At 51.9% G+C, this 12,781-nt stretch carries 13 protein-coding genes and 1 tRNA gene; 8 read left to right on the top strand and 6 right to left on the bottom strand.

What is annotated here, in order from left to right:
• Window positions 1-297 precede the first annotated feature (297 nt).
• Together AAGJ81_01200 and AAGJ81_01195 are read right to left on the bottom strand one after the other, a co-directional pair.
• The gene (locus AAGJ81_01200; GenBank protein ID MEM0964751.1) at window positions 298-555 is read right to left on the bottom strand and encodes a GIY-YIG nuclease family protein; all 258 of its coding nucleotides are present in this window, start codon (window positions 553-555) and stop codon (window positions 298-300) included.
• A gap of 32 nt (window positions 556-587) precedes the next feature.
• A tRNA-Asn gene (locus tag AAGJ81_01195) sits at window positions 588-662 on the bottom strand.
• Between the two features lie 312 nt (window positions 663-974).
• Here AAGJ81_01195 and tkt point away from each other — a divergent pair.
• On the top strand, window positions 975-2,966 hold the full coding sequence (gene tkt / locus AAGJ81_01190; GenBank protein ID MEM0964750.1) for a transketolase: 1,992 nt from the start codon (window positions 975-977) through the stop codon (window positions 2,964-2,966).
• Between the two features lie 10 nt (window positions 2,967-2,976).
• Entirely contained in the window at window positions 2,977-3,468 is a 492-nt protein-coding gene (locus AAGJ81_01185; protein MEM0964749.1) for a DUF5069 domain-containing protein, read from the top strand.
• Between the two features lie 166 nt (window positions 3,469-3,634).
• Here AAGJ81_01185 and AAGJ81_01180 read toward each other — a convergent pair whose 3' ends face one another.
• Window positions 3,635-4,336 carry a hypothetical protein gene (locus AAGJ81_01180; protein MEM0964748.1) on the bottom strand — a complete coding sequence of 234 codons (702 nt, stop codon included), beginning with the start codon at window positions 4,334-4,336 and terminating at the stop codon, window positions 3,635-3,637.
• A 149-nt stretch (window positions 4,337-4,485) separates the two neighbouring features.
• Between AAGJ81_01180 and AAGJ81_01175 the strand changes: the two genes are divergently transcribed.
• From AAGJ81_01175 to AAGJ81_01165, 3 genes are all read left to right on the top strand, one after another.
• Window positions 4,486-6,078, top strand: a complete 1,593-nt coding sequence (locus AAGJ81_01175) for a beta-N-acetylhexosaminidase (GenBank protein ID MEM0964747.1) — start codon at window positions 4,486-4,488, stop codon at window positions 6,076-6,078.
• Window positions 6,079-6,173: 95 nt separating this feature from the next.
• Window positions 6,174-6,728 carry a cob(I)yrinic acid a,c-diamide adenosyltransferase gene (locus AAGJ81_01170; GenBank protein ID MEM0964746.1) on the top strand — a complete coding sequence of 185 codons (555 nt, stop codon included), beginning with the start codon at window positions 6,174-6,176 and terminating at the stop codon, window positions 6,726-6,728.
• The gene (locus AAGJ81_01165; protein ID MEM0964745.1) at window positions 6,713-7,594 is read left to right on the top strand and encodes a transglutaminase family protein; all 882 of its coding nucleotides are present in this window, start codon (window positions 6,713-6,715) and stop codon (window positions 7,592-7,594) included. Before AAGJ81_01170 ends, AAGJ81_01165 begins: the two co-directional genes overlap by 16 nt.
• Before the next feature lie 6 nt (window positions 7,595-7,600).
• Here the strand turns inward: AAGJ81_01165 and AAGJ81_01160 are convergent, their stop codons facing one another.
• Entirely contained in the window at window positions 7,601-7,912 is a 312-nt protein-coding gene (locus AAGJ81_01160; GenBank protein ID MEM0964744.1) for an FmdB family zinc ribbon protein, read from the bottom strand.
• Between the two features lie 71 nt (window positions 7,913-7,983).
• Here AAGJ81_01160 and AAGJ81_01155 point away from each other — a divergent pair, with 71 nt between their 5' ends.
• Window positions 7,984-8,871: a polyprenyl synthetase family protein gene (locus AAGJ81_01155; GenBank protein MEM0964743.1), complete on the top strand. Its 888-nt coding sequence runs from the start codon at window positions 7,984-7,986 to the stop codon at window positions 8,869-8,871.
• Here the strand turns inward: AAGJ81_01155 and rlmN are convergent.
• The gene (gene rlmN, locus AAGJ81_01150) at window positions 8,851-9,975 is read right to left on the bottom strand and encodes a 23S rRNA (adenine(2503)-C(2))-methyltransferase RlmN (protein ID MEM0964742.1); all 1,125 of its coding nucleotides are present in this window, start codon (window positions 9,973-9,975) and stop codon (window positions 8,851-8,853) included. The two genes, AAGJ81_01155 and rlmN, sit on opposite strands and share 21 nt — an antisense overlap.
• Window positions 9,976-9,997: 22 nt before the next feature.
• Here rlmN and AAGJ81_01145 point away from each other — a divergent pair, with 22 nt between their 5' ends.
• On the top strand, window positions 9,998-10,513 hold the full coding sequence (locus tag AAGJ81_01145) for an HAD-IIIA family hydrolase (protein ID MEM0964741.1): 516 nt from the start codon (window positions 9,998-10,000) through the stop codon (window positions 10,511-10,513).
• Between the two features lie 39 nt (window positions 10,514-10,552).
• Here the strand turns inward: AAGJ81_01145 and AAGJ81_01140 are convergent, their stop codons facing one another.
• On the bottom strand, window positions 10,553-11,596 hold the full coding sequence (locus AAGJ81_01140; protein MEM0964740.1) for an HAD family hydrolase: 1,044 nt from the start codon (window positions 11,594-11,596) through the stop codon (window positions 10,553-10,555).
• 74 nt (window positions 11,597-11,670) lie between these two features.
• Between AAGJ81_01140 and prfA the strand changes: the two genes are divergently transcribed.
• Window positions 11,671-12,777 carry a peptide chain release factor 1 gene (prfA, locus tag AAGJ81_01135; protein MEM0964739.1) on the top strand — a complete coding sequence of 369 codons (1,107 nt, stop codon included), beginning with the start codon at window positions 11,671-11,673 and terminating at the stop codon, window positions 12,775-12,777.
• The last annotated feature ends 4 nt before the right edge of the window (window positions 12,778-12,781 follow it).

Below are 12,781 nucleotides of genomic sequence, written 5' to 3'. Positions count from 1 at the left end.
CCTAAAGGGCCAGACATTGAAATCAAGTACTTTTGTCAGAGTTTGCGTTAGCAGCATACCGACCAAATACCCAACCTTTGCCTTGATCGTATCTTGTGAACTGGAGGCTTGAATTTGAAAGAGCTGCTTCGGCCAGCGCCGTTTACGTCCAAGTTTCGCCAAATGCAACGAACAGATCTGATGAACGACGAAAGACTTAACAGAGGTTAAATTTTTTGTGGGTGCACAGGTAGTCCCGAGAAAGCGGAATATGACAAAGTGATTAATCCCGAAAGCTTTCGGGACTGGGCCTCCGAGCTACTTTGAGAGTAGTTTTCGACGGATCATCGCGGAGGATCTCCAAGACTTGATCTCCCTCTCCCGTCTCATTGCCGACCTACGGTCTGGATGCTCCTCAGACCAGATCAGCTTCCACGGCCCGTTTTTTCGAGTGAACTTCCCTTCGATTTCGTCAGTTCTGTTGTGGTCGGCGATTCGAGCTTTCAGGTCCGAGGTTTGGCCGATGTAAAACCTACCGGCGGGATTTTCGAGAATGTAGACGTGAAACATGGGCATAAAAAAACCCTTCTTTTAGGAAGGGTCTAAAGTGGCTGCCCAGGTAGGGATCGAACCTACGACAAAGTGATTAACAGTCACCTGCTCTACCGCTGAGCTACTGGGCATGAAATGGTTACGGAAATTGTCTAAGGCTCAGTGATTAATCCCGAAAGTCTTCGGGACTCTACCGCTGAGCTGCCGGGTTTTTCAAAGTCACTGTCAAAAATGCCTTCCTGCTCAGTGATCAATCCCGAAAGTCTTCGGGACTCTACCGCTAAGCTACTGGGCAAAACAAACCTCGACCAATACGGTGTTCTGATTGCGAATCAACGAAAATTTTACCCAACTAGCACTCTCCGGAAAAAAGAAGGATTGCCCCTGAGTCGGTTCCAGCTCTTTTCTCATAAGCTCCAAATTCGATTCACACTTTGCCAATCATGCCGATCGACCACGATATTCTCGCAGCCGCAGCAACACAGGCCAGGGGCCTGGCTATTGACGCAGTCCATGCCTGCAGCTCAGGGCACCTCGGACTTCCACTTGGAACCGCCGAAATTGGATCTTATCTCTTTAGTGAGGGGCTCTCTTTTGATCCCACGGAACCGCGATGGCTCAATCGGGACCGATTTGTTCTCTCAGCCGGTCACGGCAGTATGTTCCTCTACGCGTGGCTGCACCTAAGCGGCTTTGACCTACCTCTCGATGAGGTGAAGAATTTTCGACAGATGGGCAGTATCACTCCGGGTCATCCTGAGTTTCATGAGACTCCCGGCGTAGAATGCACCACAGGGCCCCTGGGTCAGGGGGTAGGAAACGCAGTCGGTCTGGCCGTTTCCGGAAAAATGGCTGCGGGCCATTACAACACGGAAGAACACAGAATTTTCGACCACCATGTGGTATGCCTCGCGGGCGATGGTTGTCTCCAGGAAGGAGTTGCCGCCGAAGCCTCGGCCTTTGCCGGTCACTTTGGACTCGATAACCTGATCCTCCTCTACGATGCAAACCGTGTGACTCTCGATGCGATGGCAGCAGAGACCCAGAGCGAAGATACTGCCGAGCGTTACCGTGCCTACGGCTACGAGGTGTTCGAGGTCGATGGACAGGACATCCAGGCATTCGCGGACGCCTTCGAAAAAGCAAAGGCATCGCGGAATGGTCATCCAAAATTCATCCTTTGCAGGACTCTAATCGGTAAAGGAATTCCCCAAGTAGAGGGAACCGCCAAGGCCCATGGAGAAGGTGGTGCTAGTTTTGCCGAGGAGGCACGCAAGGGTCTCGGACTGCCCGACGAGACTTTCTATGTTTCTGAAGAAGTTCGGAAGTTCTTCGCTGATAAAGCAGTCGAAAAGAAGACCGCATATACTGCTTGGACAAAAACGTTCGAAGCTTGGAAGGCAGCCAACAATGAGCTAGCTACACAATTGGAAGCAGCTGAAGGCAAAGTATTTCCTTCCGCTGAGACTCTGATGGGAGAAATCCCTGAATTCGACGCAGAGAAAGCAGTCGCCACCCGTGCTTCCGGGGGGAAGATTTTGAATGCGATTGCAGCTCAGGTTCCAAACCTTGTAAGTGGAAGTGCCGACCTTCATGGTTCGACCAAGAACTATTTGGACGGACTGGGAGACTTCACGCGGGAGAATTTTACGGGACGCAATCTACGATTTGGAATTCGGGAGCATGCGATGGGTGCAATCGTCAATGGGCTCGCCTACGACGGCCTTTTCCTCGCGAGCGGGGCAACCTTTGCGACTTTTGCGGATTACATGCGTCCGTCAGTCCGCCTTTCTGCACTCTCTCATCTGCATAACTTCCACGTGTGGACCCACGACAGCATTGGTGTAGGGGAAGATGGTCCGACACACCAGCCAGTCGAGATTGTCGCAGCTCTCCGGGCGATCCCGTTCCTGGACGTTTACCGTCCTGGTGATGCCGAAGAAGCAGTTGCTGCATTCGCCTCCGCCGTAGTTCGCTCCGATGGACCTACCGGCCTTATTCTTACCCGTCAGAGCATTCCTTCGCTCCCAGGCTCTGCGAAGGCAAAGAGAGAGGGCGCGCTCAAAGGCGGTTACGTAGTCGTAAAGGAAACTTCCGATCTCGAGGTCATCCTCCTCGCAACGGGAAGCGAGGTTCAGCACGCAGTTGCCGCCGCTAAAGAGATCGGACCGGGAACGCGGGTGGTCTCCCTCCCATGCTTCGAGGTCTTCGAGCGTCAGGATAGCGACTACAAAGAATCCGTTTTGCCAAGTTCGTGCCGGAAGCGAGTCGCCATCGAAGCAGGGATCTCTCAACCGTGGTTCCACTATGTGGGAATCGACGGAAAGGTTGTTGGGATTGATCGATTCGGAATCAGCGCTCCTGGAAATGAGGTGATGGAGAAGCTCGGAATGAATGCGGCAACGGTCGTAGCTGCTGTCCAAGCGATTTCCTAACCCTTTTTCGATGTCAGACGAGGAACCTCTCGGACCGACAGGGGTCATTCTACGCGACCTGCCCTCTCCTTACGAGCCACACCCCTGCGGCCTCCTTCACTTGCCGCGATTCATCGCGAAGATTCGGAAGCATCTCGCGGATGGTTTGCCCAAATCATACCACAAGAATTTCTGCCGTGGATTCGATCGTTTTCTCTGCCTTCATCTCGGAATTGAACCGCAGCAAGTCATTGATGCCGTTCAAGACGCCGGTGAGGATCAGGAGAAGCTCGATCAGCTCCTCATGGAGATTTTTCCGGACGATTTACGAGTCGCGGATTGGAACCGCGAGGTCACTCACAAGGGAAGAACCGAAGCGGGTCGGGAGTTCCTCGCTGAGAGCCTTACCAACATGGGATGTCCCGATATGATCGGCACGATCGACTGCGTTTGCGACATGATCGATTTCGATGAAGGAAAAATTCCGGGTTACGACCCCGCAAAAGCGGCCACCGAATCGTAAGGAGTGCTCGTTTTCTTCTCGGCCGAAGCACTCTGTGAACGAGGAAGCTGCTGGCACGCCTTGGGTAGTGTTTTTGTAGGGATTCCTTGAGTCGAAAGGACTCTTTCGCACATGGCCTCGGTTCGGCGACTGAAGTCGCCGCTCCTATCCTTCCAACGAGACAACTCTAGTCGGTATTTCCACGCCACTTTCTCGGTGGGGGAATTAACCAAAGACGATCTTCAGTCCGACTGTCGCGAATATCATCCATGAGTTCTCCGTACGTCTCACGCAGACCCTCTTCCAAACCATTACTCTCTGTCGGACTACCGATCCGCAAAACCGCCTCCGGTAAAGGATAACGACCAGCGTGGATCTTCTTGGCCATCGGTCTTGCCTTTGCCTGTTCATTCAAGCGAAGAAGTCCCTCCAAACCAGCATGGAACTCCGGCCACTCATCGAAATCTTCGACCAACTTGCCGTGCGGATACATAACCAAAGTTCTGCGAAGACTGTCACTCCTGAGGAGTCGTGCGGCATAGAGAAGTGCCTGACTACGCCCTTCCCGGCTCTCAAGATCGACCCCGAATACACCCGTTTTCTGAAAGAATGGGAACTGCCGAAGATTCTTCTCTTCCATCATGATGTAGTAATCGAGCATCAGCTGATCGAAAATCAGAGTCTCCATTAGTCCATCCCACCAGTAGCAGTGGTTCCCGTAGAGAATGAGAGGAAAGGTTTGAGCCTCCTGAAACGCGGCTCGATCCACATAAAGACGCACGGAGAAAAACTTCTTCCTCATAGACCACCGACAGTAGCGGAACAGAATCCACGTCCGGAACCGGTCTTTCTTCGCCTTGAGCATCTTCCCCGATAAATGCCGCTCCATTGCGAATCAGTCCAGCAAATCGTCGCCTGCAAGGCCTTGAGACAATCTCTCGAACGGAAACGTCTTTCTCTAAAGGGCACTTCGACTACCCTCCTTTGGATCGAACAAGGCCAGTTGACAGACAAATGCGAATCCAACCTCATGGAAGCATGATTTTTGAAGCGGAACAGTATGCACCAAAGGTCCAGTTACCGCCGGTAACCGGTGACGGGTTCCGGCTTCATTGCAGCTTGAACTCACCGCCACGGATCAAAGCAGAAACCGAAGCGGGCCAGCAATACGCAGCGGCTTTCTTAGGCTCGCAAAAAGATGATTATTTTCGGCGGGAAGCCATTTTTCAGGACAATCCTCTGTTTGCCGAACGAGGATTCATGCTCGATATCAGCCGTGACCGCGTTCCAACGATGGAATTTCTATTCGCGCTGGTCGATTGGTTAGCCGCCCTCCGCTACAATCAACTCCAGCTATATACGGAGCACACGTTCGCGTTCGCCAAACATGAAACGGTTTGGAAAGAGGCTTCTCCTCTGACAAAAGACGAAGTCCAGGCATTGGAGAAACACTGCGCCCAAAGACAGATCGAACTTGTCCCCAATCAAAACTGCTTTGGTCATATGGAGCGATGGCTTCGGCATTCAGATTACCAGCACCTCGCCGAGTGTCCCAACGGATTTAACCATCCAGTCACTGGACCCAGAGATCATGGCACGACGCTCTACCCATCAAAGGAAAGCGAACACTTCGTGCGTGAGATTCTCGATGAGGTCCTCCCGATCTACCGATCGAAAAAGGCGAATATCGGAGGAGACGAACCGTGGGAACTCGGTCAGGGACGTTCTCGGGAAATGGTAGAAAAACATGGCAAACACTCAGTCTATCTGCCGTTTCTCGAAACGATTTTCGAAATCACGACCAGCCTCGGAAAGGAGCCAATCTTTTGGGCTGACATCATTCTCGAAAGACCCAAGCTCGTCGAAAAACTCCCGAAAAACGTCATTCCTGCGATCTGGGGATACCATCCTGACCATCCGTTTGCCGAACAGTGTGAAGTTGTCTCGAAGGCAGGCTTCCGTGGAAGGTTTCAAGTAGTACCAGGATCCGGAACGTGGAATAGCTTTACAGGAAGACTCTCGTTTGCCACCCGAAATATCGAATCGGCTGCGACCAATGGGTTCAATCAAGGTGCACGAGGACTCGTTCTTACGTGTTGGGGTGACGGTGGTCATCAGCAGGCGACACCTTCTCTTTTTCCGAGCTTGGTCTTGGCTGCTCTGGCATCGTGGTCAGGAAATCGGGGTACAGACGATTTGGGCGGTCTGATCGACCAAGTATTCTACCCGAGTAAGCGGCCTGGTCATGGACAGGCCATCGTCAACCTCGGAAGAGTCGACGAAATGCTCCCTTATCCGAATCACAACCAAAGCTTTCTCCACGCCGCCTTCTTTAGCTCAAACGAAAAGATCGATGAGCTATCGAAACTTGTCGACATCCAGAAACTTGAGAGAGTCTGCGAATGGATGAACGCAATCCCGACCGACGAGCTTGATCCCTCTATTCAATTAGCGAAGAGAATGAATCTGTGGGCAGCACATCGGTGCGCCGGTAAAATGAATCGCAGAATGAAGGATGCGTTCGATCTCGACGATGAATTGAAGGAGATCAAAAGAGACTTTTCCAGTGTGTGGCTGGCAGAAAGCCGAATCGGTGGACTCGAAGACAGTCTCAAACGCTTTCCAGGGTAATTTGTCTCCTTGCCTTTTACCGAATGATCTAGGCCAGTGCCCGACAATCTAGGCCTTGACTGTTTTGACCGAGGAAATTCACATCTCTGGGCACCATGGCACGGTCAAGAATCTACACTCGAAAAGGCGATCAAGGCACCTGCCAGTTGATCGGAGGCCTTCGGGTTCGCAAAGACGAAAACCGTGTCGATTGCTACGGCACTTTTGACGAGGCTTGCTCATTCATTGGTTTACTAAGGGTTAGAATGGATAAGGAGCATCCCATGCAAAACCACATGGCACAGATTCAACGAAACCTAATGGAATTGATGGCAGTGGTCGCGAATGCTCCCAACAGCACATCCGAAAAGGCTTTCTCAGAGCAGCATACCAAAGAAGTCGAATCCTGGATCGATGAAACGGAGAAATTAGTTGGGGAAAAACCAAACTTTTTTCTTCTTCCAGGCGGTTGCGAAACTGCTGCGCTTTCACACGTCATTCGCACTGTGATCCGAAGGGCAGAGAGGACCCTCAGCAGATTGAATCAATCTTCTCCCGTTCAACCCTCCGTGCTTTCCTACACGAATCGCTTGTCAGACTTTTTCTTTCTCTTCTCGCGCTTCGAAAATTCCCGCAACCAAATCGCCGAGGAGCCATGGACCGCATCCTAAAAGGAGACAAACAAGAGTTCTACGAGGTAGTTCACCGAACCGAATACAGGTACAGCATCCCTGTAAGCCTCTCCTTACAGTCAATCCGTTTGACGCCCAGGTTCCGTCAGTATGAACAGGATTTAAATGCGACACCCGAAGGTTCTTTCCGTTTTGTGCGGGACGCTTTCGAGAACCCCGTCTACTCCTATGAGCTATTGGGCGACACAGACTCTTTCGTCGTTACCAATCGACTCCTATTGCGGAAGGCAGAGAGAAATCCGTTTGATTTTCTTCTTTCTCAGAATGCGTTAGAGCTCCCGGTTACCTATTCCGAATCCGAAAAAAGAGCCCTTGCTCCCTACCTAGATGCCTCAGGGGAAACCGACCCTAGGTTATCTGAAGCAGCAGCCGAGTTTCTACCCAAGGAAAAGGACACCGTTTCCTTTTTGGCCAGCTTGGTAGGCGATTTAAACGAGAAACTGATCTACGAACCAAGGGATGAGCCCGGGATCCTTACTACTGCAGAATTGCTGGACCGCGGGGCCGGATCCTGCCGGGATTTCTCTGCTCTTCTTCAAGGTCTACTCAATCGGGCTGGTTTCGCCTCCCGCTTCGTGAGTGGCTACCTCCTTGAGACAGGGGATTTGCAGGGGGCCGAGGCAATGCACGCATGGACCGAGGTCTACCTATCCGGCGCAGGGTGGATCGGCCTCGATCCGACCAACGGGATCTTTACAAATGAAGACTTCGTCGCTTGTGCAGTCGCCACTCAACCTTTGGAGGCGACCCCCGTAGAAGGAAAGTGCTTCTCGGATGAACGGGTTGAATCAGAGCTAGAAACCAATCTGAAAATCACTCCTCCAAATGAGAATACCATGGGATGAAAACGCTCAGCTGTCTTTGGATTTGGCAGTCGAATCGGCCTTCTTCTCTGGCGAACTTTTCGCGGAAGACTCTCCACTTTTTTCAGAAGGCTTGTTTCCTGAATCCGATCCCCCGTCCTTGGTTTCTTTCTTCTTGCTCTTGTAATCCGTTTCGTAAAACCCAGAGCCTTTGAAAATCAGTCCAGCACCTCCACCAATCTTGCGGACCAGTTTCAGCCTCTTGCACTTTGGACATTTTCGCAAAGGATCGTCCTTCATCGATTGAAAGACCTCTGTCTCATAATTGCAGACGCTGCACTCGTAGTCGTAGGTTGGCATGATCGTAAAAAACCCGAAAACTTGGTAAGCAGATTGAAAAATTGCAAGACTTGACCACAAAACTGAGCAGCGTGAAACGTCTTAGCTTTAGCGATGAATTCGACTCTTTGAGGTCCGAAATCGAAACAGAACTCGACCATTGGATCCCAAAAAGCACTACCCCTCCCGTGATGCTTCACGAGGCGATGAGGCACAGTCTCCAAGCGGGAGGAAAACGACTGAGACCCATCCTTACCTGTGCTTTCGCTAACTGTTTCGGGTCCGAAATTTCGCCGCTTCCCGCTGGAGCAGCAATCGAGTGCCTACACACGTATTCGTTGATCCATGACGACCTCCCCGCAATGGACGATAGTGATTTGCGGCGTGGTAAACCCACCTGCCACAAGGCATTTGACGAAGCGACTGCAATCCTAGCTGGGGACGCCTTGCTTGCCCTCTCATTTGAGATCCTTGCGATCGGCTACCAAAAACAACCGGAGACCTCATCCCAATTGGTCGCAGACTTGGCCCAAGCCGCTGGCAGCGTCGAGCTAGTGGGTGGCCAAATGGAAGACATTCAGAATGAGGATCTTGCCATCACAGCCCAAACCCTCCACTCGATCAACCGCAGAAAGACCGGGGCTCTTATCGCAACGTCTTGCCGAATGGGGGCACGAATCGGAGGTGCTCCGCAAGACGGTCTCGATGCGTCGACTGATTTCGGATATCTCCTCGGAGAGGCTTTTCAGGTGGTCGACGATATTCTGGATTTTACCGCCTCGGAAGCTGCAACTGGAAAGACCGCGGGTCAGGATGCCACCAACGGAAAGACTACCTTCGTTTCACTCCTCGGCCTTGAGAGAGCACACGATGAGGCCAATCGGCTGACCCAATCCGCCTCTGAAGCACTCGACAGAATTCATGGCGAAACGGCGTTTCTACACGATCTGGTCAAGTGGTTATCCAACAGAACTAGCTAGCCCTTTTTCCCTTTGTAGCCTGAGCTGTCCGCAAGCAGCACTAATATCGTGCCCCTTTTCCCGGCGCAGTGTAACCGACACCCGATTCTTGCGGAGAATTTGAGTAAAACGCTTTTGTCGCACCAGATTTGGTCGCGTCCAAGACAATCCTTCGACCCGGTTGTAGGGAATGCAGTTTACGTGTGCGTGGAGGTCCGACGCGATCTCAGACAAACGCTTCGCCTGCTCCAGGGAATCATTCACCCCTTCGATCAGAATGTACTCCAACGTCACCATCCGCTTGTGCTGACTCCGGAAGTAACGGGCCGCTTCAATCAGTTCCGCAATCGGGTACTTGCGATTGACCGGCATAATCCGGCTTCTCACTTCATCAGTTGCGCCATGTAAGGAAACCGCGAGTCGGATCGGAACCCCAAGGTCTGCCAGTTTCCGTATTTCTGGAACGAGTCCTGACGTTGAAACGGTGATTCGCCGAGCCCCAAAATGAAAACCCCAACTCGAGTGAAGTGCCAAGATTGCCCTCGATACTGCATCAAAATTCGCTAGAGGCTCACCCATTCCCATGAAGACAATGTTGTCAAAGGGAACGTGATCGTCACGTATGGTTGACGTTTGCCCATCTACCCTAGCTCGATCTCCTACGAGAAGAAACTGGCCCAGAATTTCACCAGTGGTTAGATTCCTTTTCCACCCCGCCAAACCGGAAGCGCAGAACTTGCAGCCGTAGGCGCAGCCTACCTGACTGGAGACACAGACTGTAGAACGTGACTTATCCCGACCCACGCCCACCATTGGCGCCTGGATCAGAACTGTTTCGATCAGTGACTCGTCTTCCAGCTTGGATAACAGTTTGTGAGTGCTGTCTCCCGACTGCTTCCACAGCACCTTCTCAACCGGATTCCCAGCAATCTCCCGATGGAGGGTGGATCGTAAAATCTGGGGAAGATTGGTCATTTCTTCGAAAGAACTGACTTGCCTGCGGAACACCCAATCGAGGACCTGACCGGCCCTGAATTTTGGAATACCCAATCGAGAGAACTTCTCAAGCAACTCAGCTTCAGAAAAATCCAGTATAGAAGGTTTTTGCGGTCGAAACTTTGCCATATGTTCGTTTGGGTCCGGATTTGTGAGCGACCCAGAGAAAAATGCTATAAACTGGCCAGGGATCAAGGCCCTACTCTTGGACAGCGATGGCGTTCTTACCGATGGAGGGGTTTATCTACCCAGCGAAGGATCGAACGAGTATCGAAGGTTCGACATTAAAGACGGTTTTGGAATTACCCGACTCCTGTCGATTGGCTTTCCGATCGCCGTTATCAGCCGGTCTCCCTCCACCCCTGTTTGGGAACGTTGCCGAAGACTAGGTGTTGAGCACGTCTTTCTTGCGGTAGAGGATAAAGTCGCTTGTGCAGAAGAGTTTCTGGCCTCCCAAGGAATTGAGCCTTCGGAAGCGGCATTCATGGGTGATGACGTTCCCGACTTGAAGTTACTGAAACGGGTCGGCTATCCGATGGCACCGAACGACGCTTCTCCTGAAGTGCTTGGCGTCGCAAAATGGATTTCCCAGAAAAGGGGTGGCTTCGGTGCTGTTCGGGAGGTCTGTGATCTGCTCTACTTTGTCCACTCCGAGCAAAAGACCTGATTGATCGAGAGGACCGCACTCAACTATGGACTAGAGGCTCTACTCAACAGGAGCCCCGGATTGTTCCTCGAACAAAGACCTCTGCGGATCGCTCGGCACTTCCTCTAAAACCTCTTTGTGAAGATGCCTCGGAGGCTCCTTTACCCGAGACGCCATCGCCTGCTTTCTCTCCTCATTAATACGCGCTGCGATTTGCCGCACGTGCATCCTAATCCACATACTCGTGCTACTTCCCTCACTGTAATCAGCCGGTCCATAGCTATGTATCCTTCCCGCCTGTAGTAGGCTATCATTCTGGGCAAACTCTGCTTCACTTTCCGGATCATAGACAGCGAAAGTCAGCCCCCCGCTTCTCCGCACCACAGAAAATACGGGAACGTCACTCGGTCCGTCTGCAAGGTACATCATGTTGTTGAGAGGGATTCGACGGTCCTCGGGCAACACATTCGCGTTTACGTCAATACTCGGGTCTTTGTTCGTCCCTTTGTTGATCTCAAAGATAAACCTTGTTTTGATCGTATTGTCGACCATCACGCCGACCTGGCTCACTTCGCCGCCCTCTTCAATTTCGAGCTCACTCTGACTTGTATAGCCCGGAGGGAAGGGCCTTTCGATGAATTCGCATCCAAAAATACCGTCAACATAAGGTGCTATGCTACTTCCCCGAATCATCTCAGCCAGACCGGTGCTGATGATGTAATGCTCTACCGTAACTCCGTGTTTCTTGAAGTCGGGCTCAGCGGAAAGCATATTCTTGACCGTTTTAAAGAATTCCGGAAGGCCGGGGTAGAATTCCAGCTCTTTCCCCAATTCTCGAAGGCGCCGATTCGTCAATCCTTTCAAAGGGCCATTCTTCACATAGCTCAAAAGGTGGTTCAGATAGACCGTGTCTTTTGAAACGTGACAACCTCGCTGAGCGTAGAGGGCAGGCAGCTCATTCACCTCTTCCCAAAAAGCCTTCTCATCAATCCCGTATGCTTCAAAAAGTGGGGTCTGCATGTAGCCGGGAATTAGCGTCTTGTCGAAGTCCCAAACACACGCAATGACCGTTTGTCCATGTAGGTTTGATTTTTTGGCAATCATTCTGCGGCTTTCTTTCTGGCACCACTCCCCTGATGCGACAATGATTTTCCCAACTTCAAGGTCTCAATTTTTTCATGCACATCCTCCCCAGTATCGATTCCATCCGCGAACGGCTTGCCGAAAAGGATCGCGAAATGTCCGATCCATCCATTTTCGGTGACAGTCGTAAAGCGGCAGCATGCGCCCGTGAACATCAACGCATCACCAAACTGCTCGCGCTTTCGGAAGAGTTTCGCTCTCTGGATGAACAGATTACCGAGTCAAAGGAACTCCTGAGGGATACCGACGAGGATCCCGAAATCAAGGAGCTGGCAGAGGCTGAACTTCCAGAACTCGAGGAACGAAAAACAAAGCTCGAAGAAGAAATCACCCTCCTCATTGTTCCGGCCGATCCGGCTGACTCCCGAAACACCGTGATGGAGATTCGGGCGGGAGCAGGAGGAGAAGAAGCATCACTTTTCGCCTCCGACCTGTTCCGTATGTATAGTCGATTTGCAGAAGCTAGTGGCTGGCGGATTGAGCCGATGAGTTCCAGCCCCTCGGACTCAGGAGGATTCAAGGAGATCATTTTTCTGGTGAGTGGAGAAGAGGTCTATCGCCTCCTAAAGTTCGAGAGTGGGGTTCATCGCGTTCAACGCGTTCCGACCACCGAAACCAATGGGCGAATCCATACTTCGACCGCCACGGTCGCCGTCCTTCCGGAAGCGGAGGAAGTAGACTTAACCATCAATCCGGATGAAATCGAAGTCACCGTCTCGCGGGCCAGTGGTCCGGGAGGGCAAGGAGTCAATACAACGGATTCTGCGGTTCAAATCCTCCACAAGGAGACCGGGATGATTGTGAGCTGTGCCGACGAACGCTCTCAGATCAAAAACAAGGCCAAAGCAATGAAGGTCCTTCGTTCACGGCTATTGCAGAAAAAAGAAGAGGAAGAGCGGGCGAAATATGCGGCCAACCGCCGCAACCAAGTAGGCTCCGGGGACCGTAGCGAACGAATCCGCACTTACAACTTTCCCCAAAGCCGACTCACCGACCACCGAATCAATTGGAGCAGCCAGAATCTGGAATCCATTCTTGAGGGAGGGCTTGCTGATCTTCTCGAAGAGCTTCTCCGCGCTGATATCCGGGAAAGGGCTGAAGCTGCCATTGCTCTCGATTCTCAAGAATCCGGGATCAACTAAGCCA

The sequence above is a fragment of the Verrucomicrobiota bacterium genome, assembly GCA_038744685.1.
Taxonomy (GTDB): Bacteria; Verrucomicrobiota; Verrucomicrobiia; order Opitutales; family Puniceicoccaceae; genus Puniceicoccus.
The sequence above is the reverse complement of the archived record's forward strand: the minus strand, read 5'-3'. Positions and strand labels throughout refer to the sequence as shown.

Coding starts and splice junctions, on each gene's coding strand:
- rlmN (MEM0964742.1), bottom strand. CDS start 9,975: ATGGCAAAGTTTCGACCGCAAAAACCTTCTATACTGGATTTTTCTGAA.
- AAGJ81_01140 (MEM0964740.1), bottom strand. CDS start 11,596: ATGATTGCCAAAAAATCAAACCTACATGGACAAACGGTCATTGCGTGT.
- tkt (MEM0964750.1), top strand. CDS start 975: ATGCCGATCGACCACGATATTCTCGCAGCCGCAGCAACACAGGCCAGG.
- AAGJ81_01175 (MEM0964747.1), top strand. CDS start 4,486: ATGATTTTTGAAGCGGAACAGTATGCACCAAAGGTCCAGTTACCGCCG.
- prfA (MEM0964739.1), top strand. CDS start 11,671: ATGCACATCCTCCCCAGTATCGATTCCATCCGCGAACGGCTTGCCGAA.
- AAGJ81_01170 (MEM0964746.1), top strand. CDS start 6,174: ATGGCACGGTCAAGAATCTACACTCGAAAAGGCGATCAAGGCACCTGC.
- AAGJ81_01185 (MEM0964749.1), top strand. CDS start 2,977: ATGTCAGACGAGGAACCTCTCGGACCGACAGGGGTCATTCTACGCGAC.
- AAGJ81_01160 (MEM0964744.1), bottom strand. CDS start 7,912: ATGCCAACCTACGACTACGAGTGCAGCGTCTGCAATTATGAGACAGAG.
- AAGJ81_01180 (MEM0964748.1), bottom strand. CDS start 4,336: ATGGAGCGGCATTTATCGGGGAAGATGCTCAAGGCGAAGAAAGACCGG.
- AAGJ81_01200 (MEM0964751.1), bottom strand. CDS start 555: ATGCCCATGTTTCACGTCTACATTCTCGAAAATCCCGCCGGTAGGTTT.
- AAGJ81_01165 (MEM0964745.1), top strand. CDS start 6,713: ATGGACCGCATCCTAAAAGGAGACAAACAAGAGTTCTACGAGGTAGTT.